Below are 13147 nucleotides of genomic sequence, written 5' to 3' on the forward strand. Positions count from 1 at the left end.
ATGACGAGTGGAAGGAAGTGCGCTATTTTACCGCAATGACCAGAGCAAATCGCCGATTTGTCCTGCTTTACTGAAAAACGTGCAACAGTCGCAAGCCCGTGAAAACCAGCATGCCGAAGACGATGGTTTGCAGCATATTGCGGCGGATCACGAAAAAGAGCGTGGCGGCAATACCCGACAAGAGTTTCAGATTCGACAACTCCAAGTGGATTTGCTGCCCCTCCATCAGCATGTCGGGCGCGATGATGGCCGCCAGCGCGCAGGCCGGCGCATAGCGCAGCATCTCGCCCACGCGGCGCGGAATGGTGATGTGATGGCCGATCAGCCAGAAGGTGCTGCGCGTGGCGGCTGTCGCCACCACCAGCACGGCGATGGCGATCCACACGTCGCTCCTGCCCCAGGCTATGCCGTCAAACATGGCGTTTTGTCCATTTTTCTGTCAATTCTTCCACGGCCATGGCGCTGACCATGCCCACCACGACGGCCACCAGCAAGCCCAGCTTATAGGGCAGGCTGAAGGCCAGCACGGCCACCGTGCCCGCCACCAGCACGCCGCACAGGGCGGCGCGGCTGAGGATCAGCGGCACCGTCACGCACAGGATCGCCAGGGTGCCCGCAAAACCCAGCCCCCATTCGGCCGGCACGACGGCGCCCAGCACGATGCCGATGAAGGAACCGGTTTGCCAGGCCAGCCAGTTGGGGTAGATCAAGCCTTTCAGGAAAGGCAGCTTGGCCGGGTCCGGCGTTTCATGCGGGTAACGCTGCAGGAACAGGCCCACGGTGATGTCGCCGGCCACATAGCCGAGCGCAAAGCGCTGGCGCCACGGCAGATGCGCGAAATGGGGGGCCAGCAGCACGGAAAAGATGACAAAACGCAAATTGACGACGAGGGCCGTGGCAAAGATCACCCACACGGGCGCTTGCGCGGCCAGCAGGGGCAAGGACGCGAGCTGGGCCGAGCCGGCAAAGACAAACAGGGTCATGGCCCCCGCCTGCGCCACGGTCAGGCCGCTTTTCACCATGGCCACGCCCACCACCATGCCCCAGGCGGCGATGCCCAGCAAGGTGGGCGCGCCCAGGTTCAGGCCGGCGCGCCAGGCATCTTTCAGCAAGGCATCGTCGCTGGTGGCCGGGACGGCGTTCACGCGGCGCTCCGGCAGGCGCACTGTGGTAACTGCACAACAATGGTGCGCGGAGGTCGGCTCCGCAACGGTGATACCGGCAAGGCAAATCCAGTCAGTGTGGCGCTGCAGCTGCCATATTTCCGCGAAAACCCGCGCCGCAGCCGAAGATGATAAAGCCGCCATTTTAGCCATGATTTTTGCTGTCTGCCTGAATCCGTTAAAATCGTGGTTTTGGCAGCAGCCGACTTCCATCCATACAGCCTCACGGAGCATGACAAGATGACAAAAACCACCCAGCCAGCGGTCGAACTCGACGGTAAAGACTTGCCAGCCCACTGCCCTAACCCGGCCATGCCGCTGTGGTCGTCGCATCCGCGCGTGTTTCTGGAATTCAACAAAGACGGTATCGCCAAGTGCCCGTACTGCGGCACGGCCTACACCCTGAAGGAAGGCGCCAGCGCCGGCCATCATTAAACTGCCCAGCGGCGCGCTCCCAGCGCGCCGTTTTTATGTGCACCAGCCCGGAGTCGTCATGAAACGTCTGAAAGAACTCAATGGCAGCGCCGCGGAAGTCGAAGCGGCGTTCTACGATGCCTTGCACCGCGCCGACCTCGAAGCGCTGATGGCGCTATGGGCCGACGATGAAGAGATCGTCTGCATCCACCCGGGCGGCGCGCGCCTGATCGGCCATGCCGCCATCCGCGCCTCGTGGGAAGCCATCCTGGCGGGCGGCGGCCTGCACATCGTGCCCGCACAGCTGCATGAAACGCACAATCTGATGAGCTCAGTGCACACGGTCATCGAAGGCGTGACCCAGGAAGAAGGCGGCCCGGCGCATCTGCTGGCGACGAATGTGTACGTGAAAACGCCGCGCGGCTGGCGCATCGTGCTGCACCACGCCTCCATCGCCCCCGGCGGTGCGCCGGCCGACGCCACGGGAACGCAGATACTGCACTGATGTCTTTGCCTCTTATTGACAACGCCCCCTACACCGCCCCGCTGTGGCTGCCTGGCGGCCACGCGCAGACGATCTATCCCGCCGTGTGCCTCGCCAAGCCGGCCGTGGCCTTCCGCCGCGAACGCTGGCAAGCGCCCGATGGCGACTTCGTCGACGTCGACCTGGTCGACGGCCAGCCGGGCCAGCCCTTCGTGGTGCTGTTCCACGGCCTGGAAGGCTCATCGAACAGCCATTACGCGCGCGCCCTGATGGCCGAGGTGGCCGCGCGCGGCTGGTCGGGCGCCGTGCCGCATTTTCGCGGCTGCTCGGGTGAAGCGAACGTGGCGCCCCGCTTTTACCATTCGGGCGATGCGCAGGAAGTGGACTGGATCGTGCAGCGCCTGCGCCCGCGCGCCACAGGAAAATTCTACGCGGCGGGCGTCTCGCTGGGCGGCAACGCCCTGCTGTGCTGGCTGGGCCAGTCGCAGCACCAGGCCGATTTCATCGATGCGGCCGCCGCCGTGTCGGCTCCTCTTGATCTGGCGCAAGGGGGCAAGGCCCTGTCATCGGGCGCCAACCGGCTCTACACGCGCATGTTCCTGAACACGCTCAAACCGAAATGCCTGGCCAAGCTGGAACAGTTTCCCGGTCTGTTTGCGCGCGACGCCATGCTGGCCGCGCGCGACTTGCACGCCTTCGACGATGTCGTCACGGCGCCCCTGCACGGCTACCGCGACGCCGACGATTACTGGCACCGCGCCAGCGCCAAGCACGTCTTGCAGGACATCACCGTGCCGACCCTGGTGCTGAATGCGCAGAACGACCCTTTCCTGCCCGGGCGCTTCCTGCCGCGCAGCGCCGCGCCGACGGTCACGCTCGAGTATCCGCGCCACGGCGGCCACGTCGGCTTTGCGGCAGGTAAGTTGCCGGGAAGCACACGCTGGCTGCCGCAGCGCCTGCTCCATTTTTTTGAAGGCGGCAACACGGCGCCATCGGCAGCGCAAACCTGTCACGCTGGCGCTGCGCGCACTCATACGGAAAACGCTAAACATGGATGAACTCGTCAAGCAGGCCCTGGCCAAATGGCCGAACGTACCGCACTGCTACGGCTGGCTGGGCCTGGACGCGCGCGGCAACTGGCGCATGCGCGACCAGCAGGCGCAACAGCAACAACTGCCTGGCGACAAGATCGCCCATGTGGCCCTGTTGAGCTTTATCAACCGCAATTACGGCCACGACGAACGCGGCTGCTGGTTCTTCCAGAATGGCCCGCAGCGCGTCTACCTGAACCTGGAGGCGACGCCGTACATCGCCCGCAGCGATCCGCGGCACGGTTTTGTCTTGCAGACGGGCGCGCCGCTGGCAGCCATCGATGCTGCCTGGCTGTGCGACAACGGCGCCTTGATCCTGCGCAACGATCATATCGTGGCGCAGGTCGATGACCGCGACATGGCGCAGGTGCTGGCGTCGCTGCGCCTTGATGGCCAGCTTGCCGGCGACGAGGCCCTGCTGGCCTGGCTGGAAGGGGGACAAGGAAGCTTGACTTTATTGCATGACGACAAGGAAATTGCCGTGCAGCCGTTGCGCTACGATGCCGTGCCGCAGACCTTCGGCTTCCAGCGCGCGCCGCAAGCCGAATAAGGCTTATCCCTTCTGCTCCTTGATCTGTTCGCGGCGCTTTTCCTGCAATTCGCGCTCGCGCGCATCGATCACGGCCTGGTCATAGAAGGTCGCGTCCGTCGATTTGCGGGCGATCGTCAGCTGGTCCAGCGCGGCCATGGTGGCGCCCTGCAGCACGTAGGATTCGGCCAGCGCCATGTGCTGCAAGGTCATCTTGCCCTGGTCCGCATAGGCTTTCGCCAGTAAATCGTACAGTTCCGGCTCTTCCTTGTAGAGCTGCACCTGCTCGCGCAGGTACAAGGTGGCCTGCTCCAGCTTGCCGGCAGCCATCAGCGCTTCCGCATACTGGTGGGCAATGCCGCGCGAGAGGGGAAACTGCTGGCGCGCCGCATCGGCCGCCTTCAAAGCCTGTGGCGCCACTTCCTTCTTTTGCGCCGGCATCAGCAGCACTTCCAGCCCCATCGCCGCCAGCAGGGAATTGGGAGCCTGCGTGCCGCCCGAGGTAAACACATTCGGCCCGGCCGGCTGGTGCAGGGCCGCATTGGCCGCATCGAGTTCCTTTTGCGCCTCCGCCGGCTTGCCCTGCTTGACGGCGACAAAGGACAATCCGTAATGGGCGGCCGTCACCTGGAAGCGGCTTTGCTGCTCCAGCTGCGTCTTGAAGACGGCCTTGGCATTCAGCAGGCCTTGCACGCTTTCATCCTGCAGCACGCGGGCGCGCGCCCGGGCCAGGTGGAAACTCAGGCTGTCCGCACGCTGCTTGTACGGCTGCTCGCGGATGCGCGCCTGGATGTCGGCGATGCGTTCCGTCGTCAGCGGGTGGGTCTGCAGATAGGCGGGCATCAGGTCGCTGTACGAACGGCTGGCCGCCTGCATGCGGCCGAAAAAGGCCACCATGCCGGTGGTGTCGAAACCGGCTTCCCCCATGATCTGGAAACCGATGCGGTCCGCCTCGCGTTCGGCGTCGCGGCCGAAATTGAGCTGGCGCTGGATGGCCAGGCCCTGGCCGGCGGCAAACACGCCCATGGCCACGTCGCCGCCCGCGCGCGAAGCGAGCGCCGCCAGCAGCATGGCCGCCAGCGGCATCAGGGCATCCTGGCGCTGCTGGCCCAGCATGCGCGCGATATGGCGCTGCGCCACGTGGCCGATCTCGTGCGACAGCACGGAAGCGAGTTCCGCCTCCGTTTGCGCCGCCAGCACCAGGGCCGAGTGCACGCCGATGAAGCCGCCCGGCAAGGCAAACGCGTTCAATTGGGGATCGCGCACGGCAAAGAAGAAATAGTCGTAATTCGTTTCGCCGCGCACGCTGGGGCGCGCCGCCACGAGGGCGTTGCCGAAGGTATTCAGGTATTCGAGCAAGGGCGCGTCGTCGAGATAATCGCGGTCGCCGCGGATGCCGCGCATGATTTCCTCGCCGATCTTGCGCTCCATCGCCGGCGACAGGTCTTCGCGCGAGGTATCGCCCAGGTTCGGCAGGTTCGGCGCCGGCGGCACGGCCAGCGGCGTCCAGTTGCCGGCAGGCTTGGCCGCCGCGCCGGCGGCCGGCGCCGCTGGCGCGGACGTATAGGTTTGCGCCAGCGCAAACGGCGCCGCCAGCCACAATGCCGCCAGCATGGATGTGCGCAAAGAGCCGCGCAGCCATGCCGTGCCGGCGTTCTCAGGGACGATCGGAAGGGGGGTTTTTGAATTCACGGGTGCTATCATACCTTGTTAGCGGCGCCCATTCCCACGCGCCATGCCAGTGGCATGGCGTCGTGAATCGGCCTGCCGCGTCCCCGTTCCTCACCTATTTTGACGCCATGACAACAGCAGACAAGCAAGCCCCCGCCGGGGAACTGACCCATTTCGACGCCACGGGCCAGGCCCATATGGTCGACGTGGGCAGCAAGGAAGACACGCGCCGCAGCGCCGTGGCCGCCGGCACCATCCGCATGCAGCCCGCCACCCTGGCATTGATCATTTCCGGCAATGCGAAAAAGGGCGACGTGCTGGGCATCGCCCGCATCGCCGCCATCATGGGCGCCAAGCGCACCAGCGACCTGATTCCCCTGTGCCACCCGCTGGCGCTGACGCGCGTCACCGTCGACTTCGACGTGGATGAAGCGGCCAACAGCGTGCACTGCCGCGCCCAGGTCGACACCACGGGCAAGACGGGCGTGGAGATGGAAGCGCTGACGTCCGTGCAGATCGGCTTGCTGACGATCTACGACATGTGCAAGGCCGTCGACCGGGGCATGGTCATGACCAACGTGCGCGTGCTGGAAAAGCATGGCGGCAAGTCCGGCGATTGGCACGCGGAAGTGTAACTATGCCGCCTGGCGCGCAAGATGGAGCTTGACGCGGCGCAAGTCGCACAGCAGCCAGACGGCGCAGCCCAGGCACAGCACGATGAGGGCCACGGACAGGGGCAAGTGGAACTGTTCCTGCCCTGCCAGTGCAAAGCCCGCGTGGATCAGGCAAGTACCCACGCCGAGCGCGGCGCAGACGCCCGCGTAAAACGGCGCCCGCTCGGTGCCGAGCAGCACGTGCCGGTAGCCTTGCAGCACCACGGCAATCGCCGCCAGGTTAAACACCAGAAAACCCTGCACGCCGCCCGGCACGTGAAACATCTCCCACTCTTTCCAGTAGGCAGCATCGATCTGATGCAGGATCAGGCACAACATGGTCCAGAAGTAGCTGCGCGGCATAAAATTTACATTCGTCAATATTGACGCAATTGTAAAGCCTGTACTGCGCAGCGGGACCTGTCCATGGCATTTTTCAGTGCGAATATGAATTTCATTGATATAAATGCTTTTTCATCAAGAAATCATGCATACTGCGAGTCGACAATATCCAGATGAGTCTCGCATGACAAGCAACAAGCCCGCCGCCGAAAGCAAGCTCCAGGACTTCGAATTCGAAGCCATGAATCTGCAGGTGGGGGGACGCATTCAGTTCATCACGCACCGCACCATCAAGCCCATCCAGCATTTCTCGACCGTGATCGGCTATGTGAAAGACGAGTACCTGATCGTCAAGATTCCCATGGAGAACGGCGCCTCCATCGTGCTCAACGAGGGCGACAAGCTGACCATCCGCGTGTTTTCCGGCGTCACCGTCTGTTCGTTTTCCTGCAGCGTGCTGCGCATCTTTGGCCGGCCGCTCAATTATGTGCACCTGAGCTTTCCCGACACCATCCAAGGCACCAGCCTGCGCACGGCCATGCGCGTGAAAGTGGAGATTCCGGCGCAGCTGAGCTACCGCGACGTGGCGGCCGTGCCCGTGTTCATCGTCAACCTCAGCGTGTCGGGCGCGCTGATCGAGGCACCCGGCATGCTCACGCCCGATGACGAGGGCGTAGCGCTCAGCTTTACCCTGCTGGTGCAGCCGAACAAGCACCAGATGCGCGTCAATACGCGCGCCCGCATCCAGAACGTCAGCGTGGGCAAGCCCTCGAATGGCCACGCCGCCGATGTCGCCGAAATCTATACATATGGCGTGCAATTCATCGACCTGGAACCGACCCACTACACCCTGCTGCAAAATCTTACCTATGAAGCACTGATCGCGGACCGGCAAAAAATCGTCTGATACAGGCGCAGCAGGCGCCGCTCACTGCGTCGCCACCACCTCGGGAATGTTGTTTTTGGTAATCGCTTCCTTCGCCGCCGGATTCGTCACGGTGGTGCTGTTGAACCAGCTCAGGCTGCTGGTTCCCGGCTTCATGGTCATCGTCACGCTTTGTCCACCGATCCCCGTGCCCAGGTCGGCAGCGAGGGTCAGCACGATATTCCCCTTGTCCACTGTGGCGCTCGCCACTTCGCGCGTGGCACTGAACACGGGAATGGAGCTGGGAACGGCCTCGGTGGGGGTGCTGCAGGCGGTAGCCAGCCCACCGTTTTCCTGCACGCACAGGGCCACGGCCGTTTTCAAGGGCGCGGCAGCGGCCAGCACGTTGCTGACCTTGGCCCGCATCGTATAGTCGCCGTACTGGGGAATGGCCACGGCCGCCAGGATGCCGGCGATGGCCACCACGATCATCAGTTCTATCAGGGTAAATCCGCTCTGCGCGCGCATCGCATCCTCCCGGAGTGCAGTTGGTCACGCCCTGCACGGTGCAAGCGCCATGCCAGCGGCATGCCCGGGCAGCGGCGGCACAGGTGGAAAGAAAAGCGACACTTTTTGGCAGCTTCGGACCGGCGTCGTCGGCCCAGGCCGGAAATCGCCGTGTCGCGCGGACACAAAAAAAGGAGCCGAAGCTCCTTTTTTGTCCTGCATCAATACCGGGCTGAAATTACAGCATGGCTTTCAGCAGACGCGCCATTTCCGACGGGTTCTTGGTCACGGTGATGCCGCAAGCTTCCATGATTTCCAGCTTGGCTTGCGCCGTATCGGCACCGCCCGAGATCAGCGCGCCGGCGTGGCCCATGCGCTTGCCTGGAGGAGCGGTCACGCCAGCGATGAAGCCGACGACCGGTTTTTTCATGTTGTCTTTGATCCAATAAGCCGCGTTGGCTTCGTCTGGACCGCCGATTTCGCCGATCATGATGACCGCGTCGGTATCCGGATCGTCATTGAACATCTTCATGATGTCGATGTGCTTCAGACCGTTGATCGGGTCGCCGCCGATGCCGACTGCCGACGATTGGCCCAGGCCCAGTGCGGTCAGCTGACCCACTGCTTCATAGGTCAGGGTACCCGAACGCGAAACGACGCCGATACGGCCCTTCTTGTGGATGTGGCCTGGCATGATGCCGATCTTGATTTCGTCTGGCGTGATCAAGCCTGGGCAGTTAGGGCCCAGCAGCAAGGTTTTGCTGTTGGCTTTAGCCATGCGGTCTTTCAGGGCCATCATGTCACGGACAGGAATGCCTTCGGTGATGCAAATGGCCAGATCCATTTCAGCTTCGACAGCTTCCCAGATCGCCGCTGCCGCGCCTGCTGGCGGCACGTAGATCACGGAAACGTTGGCGCCGGTTTCTTTTTTCGCTTCGGTAACGTTAGCGAAAATAGGAATGCCTTCGAAATCTTCGCCGGCTTTCTTCGGGTTCACGCCTGCCACGAAGGCAGCTTTGCCGTTCGCGTAGTCGCGGCAACCGCGGGTGTGGAACTGGCCGGTCTTGCCGGTAATCCCTTGGGTAACGACTTTGGTATCTTTATTGATCAGAATGGACATGTTGATTCCTTAATTAAGCTTGACCGGCAGCAGCGGCAACGACGCTCTTGGCTGCATCTTCCATGGTGTCGGCTGCGATGATAGGCAGACCGGAATCGGCCAGCATCTTTTTGCCCAGGTCTTCGTTGGTGCCCTTCATGCGCACGACCAGCGGTACGTTCAGCGAAACGGCTTTCACTGCAGCGATCACGCCTTCAGCGATCACGTCGCAACGCATGATGCCGCCGAAAATGTTCACCAGGATGGCTTTCAGGCCTGGGTTTTTCAGCATGATCTTGAACGCTTCGGTCACTTTTTCTGCCGTGGCGCCGCCGCCGACGTCCAGGAAGTTGGCTGGCTCGCCGCCGAACAGCTTGATGGTGTCCATGGTGGCCATGGCCAGGCCGGCGCCGTTCACCAGGCAACCGATGTTGCCGTCGAGCGAAATGTAGGCCAGGTCGAATTTCGACGCTTCGATTTCAGCTGGATCTTCTTCGTCCAGGTCGCGCAGGGCGACGATTTCCGGATGACGGAACAGGGCGTTCGGGTCAAAGTTGAACTTGGCGTCCAGGGCGATGACCTTGCCGCTGCCGGTGACGATCAGCGGGTTGATCTCGGCCAGCGAGCAGTCGGTTTCCCAGTAGGCTTTGTACAGGCCTTGCAGGTTGGCGCGGGCGTCGGCGATGGAACCGGCAGGCACGCCGATTTTGGCGGCGATGTCGTCTGCCTGGGCATCGGTCAGGCCAACGCCCGGATCGATGGTCACGTGGTGGATCTTCTCAGGGTGGCTCTCGGCCACTTCTTCGATGTCCATGCCGCCTTCGGACGATGCCATCAGGACGATTTTCTGGGTAACGCGGTCGGTGACCAGCGAAACGTACAGTTCCTGTTTGATGTCGGCGCCTTCTTCCACCAGCAGGCGGTTGACTTTCTGGCCTTCGGCGCTGGTCTGGTGCGTGATCAGCTGCATGCCCATGATCTGGTCAGCGTATTCCTTGACCTGTTCCATCGATTTGGCCACTTTCACGCCGCCGCCCTTGCCGCGGCCACCTGCGTGGATCTGCGCCTTGACAACCCACACCGGGCCGCCCAGGGTTTCCGCAGCCTTGACGGCTTCTTCGACGGACATGCACGGAATACCGCGTGGTACCGTCACTCCGTGCTGCCGGAGGATTTCTTTGGCTTGATACTCATGGATTTTCATGCTGGCTTCCCTTCTGATACTGATTTGTAAAAATACGGTTAGTGGTGCAAAAAAAACAGGAAAAACAGAGCGCCGGGGTCACGCTTTGGCTACCCAGCGCGGGTAATACTGTGCAACCGCCCCGCCATCGGTGCGCAGGGCGTGGCATTTGTCGAGTTGAAACGGCTTTTCATGCGACACGTCAGCATTCGCACCGTCACGGGTCGACCAGACATCGCCGGCAAATGCCTGAACCGTCGCAGTCGGCAAGACTTGCGCCAGTTCGGTCAAATGGGTACAGCCAGCGATTCCCGCCAGGCGCTGTTTCAAGTCGCGGCGGAAATTCTTCAATAGGTTCAAACCGATCAGCGCCCTGTAGGCGGGGCCGATGGTATCGCAAAAACCGGGATAGGGCACGGCATCGGAGGCGGCTTCGGCCTCGACAATGGTCAGCTCGCGATCGACGGTAATGCGTAAATGGAGGTCATGCAGAGGGGCGCCGGCGGGACGGGGGCCGGAGGCCAGGGTCGCGTCATAGCTTTTGATATCGGTGATATGGGCGTCAATATCCCACAGGCCGTCGTCGCGCATATACGCTTGGACGTCGATAACGCGGGAGTGCCGTAGGGCGCGCCGGGATACGGGAGTTGACAGGGGCATAAGACCGATGCCGCTTGCGCGGCCATAATTTAGTAAGCAGCCATGTGCCTAAAGCACTCTGTTCGCAGCTTCTACGAACAGCAACCGCACCTGCGGCGCCGCAAAAACCCTAAAAGTGTAGCACAGTAGGCGCCGGTTGCGCCGCAACATAATTTTTCATTGCTTTGATAAAAACATTTCAAAGCATAAAGAATTCACATGGAAATTGACGCTGTTATCACGGACGGTGATGATAGATATGGCCGATGAGCGCCACAGAATACATGAAATGACCGCGCCAGCCCGGCCCACGACGGCACGGGCTGGCCCGGCCCCACGCAGCGCAACAATTTGCCTGCCGATCGGCAGGCTGGCAGCGAGGAAAGTGAACTTACCAGTTCAACAATGATCTGGAGCAAGGCTGCCAGTCAGGCAAGGGACAGGGCAGCGACGAACTGTTGCAGAAGGAACACAGCGGGGCCGGGACCAGCGGGACGACCAGCGGCGCGCGCCTAGTCGTCTTCCGGCTCCAGCCCCTTCAAGGCTACCTGCACGGCGCGCTGGGAAAAACCGCGCTGCATCAAAAAACGCATCTGCTTGTTGCGCTGCTCCGCATCCTGCGCCACTTGCCCGAATTTACGGCGCCACACCTCGCAGGCGCGCGCCACTTCCCCTTCGGCCAGGCCCGCCTTGAGTTCCTGCAGCGCTTCGCCGCCTATGCCGTGGCTTTGCAGCTCCGCCATGATGCGGCTGTTGCCGAAGCGGGCCGAGCGGCGGTGGATCAGCGACTCGGAAAAGCGCTCCTGCGACAGCCAGTTGGCCTGCTCCAGGCTGTCGAGCAAGGCTTCCACATCATCGCCCTCCTGCGCATGGCGCTGCAGCTTGCGCCGCAATTCCATGCGGCTGTGTTCGCGCATCGACAAAAAGCGTAGCGCCCTGCCCTTCAGGCTTAGTTGTACTGCGGCCATACCCCCACCTTGTCTTTCATTCCACGATCACATCACCCAAACACAATCGCCGCCCGGCGCAACAGCGCGGGACGGCGATCATGGTCACACCTTGCAGCAAGCCATGCGTAGGTCGGATTAGGCCCCTTGGGCCGTAATCCGACAACATTGTTGACGTCTGTGGTGTTGTCGGATTACGCGCGGCTTTGCCGCGCTAATCCGACCTACTCTGCCTTGGCTTCCGCAGCCTTGGCAGCCTTGTCGGCGGCTTTATCCGCTTTTTCCGGCTTTTCAGCAGCCAGCGGCGGCAGTTCGCGCACGCCCAGCGAAGCGCGGACCTTGTTTTCGATCTCGCGGGCCAACGCCGGACGCTCTTGCAGGAAGGCGCGGGCGTTGTCCTTGCCCTGGCCGATGCGTTCGCCGTTGTAGCTGTACCACGAACCGGATTTTTCCACGATCTTGGCATCCGAACCCAGGTCCAGGATTTCGCCTTCGCGCGAGGTGCCGGCGCCGTACAGGATATCGAAGTGCGCTTCCTTGAACGGCGGCGCGATCTTGTTCTTGACGACCTTGACCTTGGTTTCGTTGCCGATGACTTCATCGCCGGACTTGATCGAGCCCGTACGGCGGATGTCCAGGCGCACGGAGGCGTAGAATTTCAGCGCATTGCCGCCCGTGGTCGTTTCCGGGCTGCCGAACATCACGCCGATCTTCATGCGGATCTGGTTGATGAAGATGACCAGGGTATTCGTGCGGTTGATGGAGCCGGTCAGCTTGCGCAGGGCTTGCGACATCAGACGCGCTTGCAAACCTGGCAGGGAATCGCCCATGTCGCCTTCGATCTCGGCACGTGGCGTCAGTGCGGCCACGGAGTCGATGACGACGAGGTCGACGCTGCCCGAACGCACGAGGGCGTCGCAGATTTCCAGTGCCTGCTCGCCCGTATCCGGTTGCGAGATCAGCAATTCATGCAGGTTCACGCCCAGCTTTTGCGCGTAACCGACGTCCAGCGCGTGCTCGGCATCGATAAAGGCGCAGGTGCCGCCCAGTTTTTGCATTTCAGCAATGGTTTGCAGGGTCAGCGTGGTTTTACCCGACGATTCAGGACCATAGATTTCCACCACGCGGCCGCGCGGCAAGCCGCCCACGCCCAGCGCGATATCGAGGCCGAGCGAACCGGTCGACACGACTTGCACTTCTTCGATCGGTGCGCTGGCATCCATGCGCATGACCGAACCTTTGCCAAACTGCTTCTCGATCTGCGCCAGTGCGGCGGCGAGCGCCTTGGCTTTTTCCGATGCGGGTACTACAGCTTTTTTATCGTCCATATGTTCTTTCAGCCGTTCTACAGTTGCGGACTCAATGGAATCCGGCAGCCTGCGATAGCGCCAGTGGGTTAAATTCTTTACACAGACAGTACTGTATAAAAAAACAGTGATCAATGCAAGCGGAACGTGGATTTGTTTTGAAACAGATCAATACAAGCCTGGTTTCTCACAAAAACTCGCCACCTTGCGGAAAATGAAACACAATACAATCCTCTACCGCCGCAAGCATAGG

General features: G+C 61.9%; 16 protein-coding genes. 6 read left to right on the forward strand and 10 right to left on the reverse strand.

Annotation, left to right across the window (positions count from 1 at the left end; genetic code table 11):
- Window positions 1-67: 67 nt before the first annotated feature.
- The gene (locus AC1RJW_RS11060) at window positions 68-418 is read right to left on the reverse strand and encodes an AzlD domain-containing protein (protein WP_326458733.1); all 351 of its coding nucleotides are present in this window, start codon (window positions 416-418) and stop codon (window positions 68-70) included.
- Window positions 411-1145, reverse strand: coding sequence for an AzlC family ABC transporter permease (locus AC1RJW_RS11065; protein ID WP_493044954.1), 735 nt, complete (start codon window positions 1143-1145; stop codon window positions 411-413). The genes AC1RJW_RS11060 and AC1RJW_RS11065 overlap by 8 nt, the downstream gene beginning before the upstream one ends.
- A gap of 258 nt (window positions 1146-1403) precedes the next feature.
- On the opposite strand from AC1RJW_RS11065, the gene AC1RJW_RS11070 reads away from it, so the two are divergent.
- From AC1RJW_RS11070 to AC1RJW_RS11085, 4 genes are read left to right on the forward strand one after another with little or no spacing between them, the layout of a single operon-like run.
- Window positions 1404-1598 carry a zinc-finger domain-containing protein gene (locus tag AC1RJW_RS11070; RefSeq protein WP_070220739.1) on the forward strand — a complete coding sequence of 65 codons (195 nt, stop codon included), beginning with the start codon at window positions 1404-1406 and terminating at the stop codon, window positions 1596-1598.
- Between the two features lie 58 nt (window positions 1599-1656).
- Entirely contained in the window at window positions 1657-2082 is a 426-nt protein-coding gene (locus AC1RJW_RS11075) for a YybH family protein (protein WP_493044955.1), read from the forward strand.
- Window positions 2082-3119 (forward strand): YheT family hydrolase, encoded by a 1038-nt coding sequence (locus AC1RJW_RS11080; protein WP_493044956.1) that lies wholly within the window; start codon window positions 2082-2084, stop codon window positions 3117-3119. Before AC1RJW_RS11075 ends, AC1RJW_RS11080 begins: the two co-directional genes overlap by 1 nt.
- Window positions 3112-3702 carry a DUF2946 family protein gene (locus tag AC1RJW_RS11085; protein ID WP_493044957.1) on the forward strand — a complete coding sequence of 197 codons (591 nt, stop codon included), beginning with the start codon at window positions 3112-3114 and terminating at the stop codon, window positions 3700-3702. Before AC1RJW_RS11080 ends, AC1RJW_RS11085 begins: the two co-directional genes overlap by 8 nt.
- A 3-nt stretch (window positions 3703-3705) precedes the next feature.
- Here the strand turns inward: AC1RJW_RS11085 and AC1RJW_RS11090 are convergent, their stop codons facing one another.
- Window positions 3706-5295: a M48 family metallopeptidase gene (locus tag AC1RJW_RS11090; RefSeq protein ID WP_493045156.1), complete on the reverse strand. Its 1590-nt coding sequence runs from the start codon at window positions 5293-5295 to the stop codon at window positions 3706-3708.
- Between the two features lie 185 nt (window positions 5296-5480).
- On the opposite strand from AC1RJW_RS11090, the gene moaC reads away from it, so the two are divergent.
- Window positions 5481-5987 carry a cyclic pyranopterin monophosphate synthase MoaC gene (gene moaC / locus AC1RJW_RS11095; protein WP_070220374.1) on the forward strand — a complete coding sequence of 169 codons (507 nt, stop codon included), beginning with the start codon at window positions 5481-5483 and terminating at the stop codon, window positions 5985-5987.
- Here the strand turns inward: moaC and AC1RJW_RS11100 are convergent, their stop codons facing one another.
- Complete coding sequence (locus tag AC1RJW_RS11100; protein WP_493044958.1) at window positions 5988-6368, reverse strand: DUF6713 family protein; 381 nt, start codon at window positions 6366-6368, stop codon at window positions 5988-5990. It lies immediately after the preceding gene.
- Window positions 6369-6531: 163 nt separating this feature from the next.
- Between AC1RJW_RS11100 and AC1RJW_RS11105 the strand changes: the two genes are divergently transcribed.
- Complete coding sequence (locus AC1RJW_RS11105; RefSeq protein WP_493044959.1) at window positions 6532-7254, forward strand: flagellar brake protein; 723 nt, start codon at window positions 6532-6534, stop codon at window positions 7252-7254.
- A gap of 21 nt (window positions 7255-7275) precedes the next feature.
- Here AC1RJW_RS11105 and AC1RJW_RS11110 read toward each other — a convergent pair whose 3' ends face one another.
- The 6 genes from AC1RJW_RS11110 to recA all read right to left on the reverse strand — a co-directional run bounded on the left by AC1RJW_RS11110 (window position 7276) and on the right by recA (window position 12915).
- Complete coding sequence (locus AC1RJW_RS11110; RefSeq protein ID WP_493044960.1) at window positions 7276-7740, reverse strand: pilin; 465 nt, start codon at window positions 7738-7740, stop codon at window positions 7276-7278.
- Between the two features lie 217 nt (window positions 7741-7957).
- On the reverse strand, window positions 7958-8839 hold the full coding sequence (sucD, locus tag AC1RJW_RS11115) for a succinate--CoA ligase subunit alpha (RefSeq protein WP_034746085.1): 882 nt from the start codon (window positions 8837-8839) through the stop codon (window positions 7958-7960).
- Between the two features lie 13 nt (window positions 8840-8852).
- A complete protein-coding gene (sucC, locus tag AC1RJW_RS11120; RefSeq protein WP_070220383.1) occupies window positions 8853-10022 on the reverse strand; it encodes an ADP-forming succinate--CoA ligase subunit beta in 1170 nt (389 codons plus the stop codon).
- Between the two features lie 78 nt (window positions 10023-10100).
- Window positions 10101-10661 (reverse strand): DUF2889 domain-containing protein, encoded by a 561-nt coding sequence (locus tag AC1RJW_RS11125; protein ID WP_436541385.1) that lies wholly within the window; start codon window positions 10659-10661, stop codon window positions 10101-10103.
- A 491-nt stretch (window positions 10662-11152) separates the two neighbouring features.
- Entirely contained in the window at window positions 11153-11608 is a 456-nt protein-coding gene (gene recX / locus AC1RJW_RS11130) for a recombination regulator RecX (protein ID WP_211548375.1), read from the reverse strand.
- A gap of 203 nt (window positions 11609-11811) precedes the next feature.
- The gene (gene recA, locus AC1RJW_RS11135) at window positions 11812-12915 is read right to left on the reverse strand and encodes a recombinase RecA (RefSeq protein WP_076565922.1); all 1104 of its coding nucleotides are present in this window, start codon (window positions 12913-12915) and stop codon (window positions 11812-11814) included.
- Between the last annotated feature and the right edge of the window lie 232 nt (window positions 12916-13147).

This window comes from Janthinobacterium sp. GW822-FHT07A03 (genome assembly GCF_058798815.1).

Bases quoted from the DNA above. Each gene is read 5' to 3' on its own strand.
- AC1RJW_RS11060 (WP_326458733.1), bottom strand. From the start codon at position 418: ATGTTTGACGGCATAGCCTGGGGCAGGAGCGACGTGTGGATCGCCATC.
- AC1RJW_RS11070 (WP_070220739.1), top strand. From the start codon at position 1,404: ATGACAAAAACCACCCAGCCAGCGGTCGAACTCGACGGTAAAGACTTG.
- AC1RJW_RS11075 (WP_493044955.1), top strand. From the start codon at position 1,657: ATGAAACGTCTGAAAGAACTCAATGGCAGCGCCGCGGAAGTCGAAGCG.
- AC1RJW_RS11080 (WP_493044956.1), top strand. From the start codon at position 2,082: ATGTCTTTGCCTCTTATTGACAACGCCCCCTACACCGCCCCGCTGTGG.
- AC1RJW_RS11085 (WP_493044957.1), top strand. From the start codon at position 3,112: ATGGATGAACTCGTCAAGCAGGCCCTGGCCAAATGGCCGAACGTACCG.
- AC1RJW_RS11090 (WP_493045156.1), bottom strand. From the start codon at position 5,295: ATGCTGGCGGCATTGTGGCTGGCGGCGCCGTTTGCGCTGGCGCAAACC.
- moaC (WP_070220374.1), top strand. From the start codon at position 5,481: ATGACAACAGCAGACAAGCAAGCCCCCGCCGGGGAACTGACCCATTTC.
- AC1RJW_RS11100 (WP_493044958.1), bottom strand. From the start codon at position 6,368: ATGCCGCGCAGCTACTTCTGGACCATGTTGTGCCTGATCCTGCATCAG.
- AC1RJW_RS11105 (WP_493044959.1), top strand. From the start codon at position 6,532: ATGACAAGCAACAAGCCCGCCGCCGAAAGCAAGCTCCAGGACTTCGAA.
- AC1RJW_RS11110 (WP_493044960.1), bottom strand. From the start codon at position 7,740: ATGCGCGCGCAGAGCGGATTTACCCTGATAGAACTGATGATCGTGGTG.
- sucD (WP_034746085.1), bottom strand. From the start codon at position 8,839: ATGTCCATTCTGATCAATAAAGATACCAAAGTCGTTACCCAAGGGATT.
- sucC (WP_070220383.1), bottom strand. From the start codon at position 10,022: ATGAAAATCCATGAGTATCAAGCCAAAGAAATCCTCCGGCAGCACGGA.
- AC1RJW_RS11125 (WP_436541385.1), bottom strand. From the start codon at position 10,661: ATGCCCCTGTCAACTCCCGTATCCCGGCGCGCCCTACGGCACTCCCGC.
- recX (WP_211548375.1), bottom strand. From the start codon at position 11,608: ATGGCCGCAGTACAACTAAGCCTGAAGGGCAGGGCGCTACGCTTTTTG.
- recA (WP_076565922.1), bottom strand. From the start codon at position 12,915: ATGGACGATAAAAAAGCTGTAGTACCCGCATCGGAAAAAGCCAAGGCG.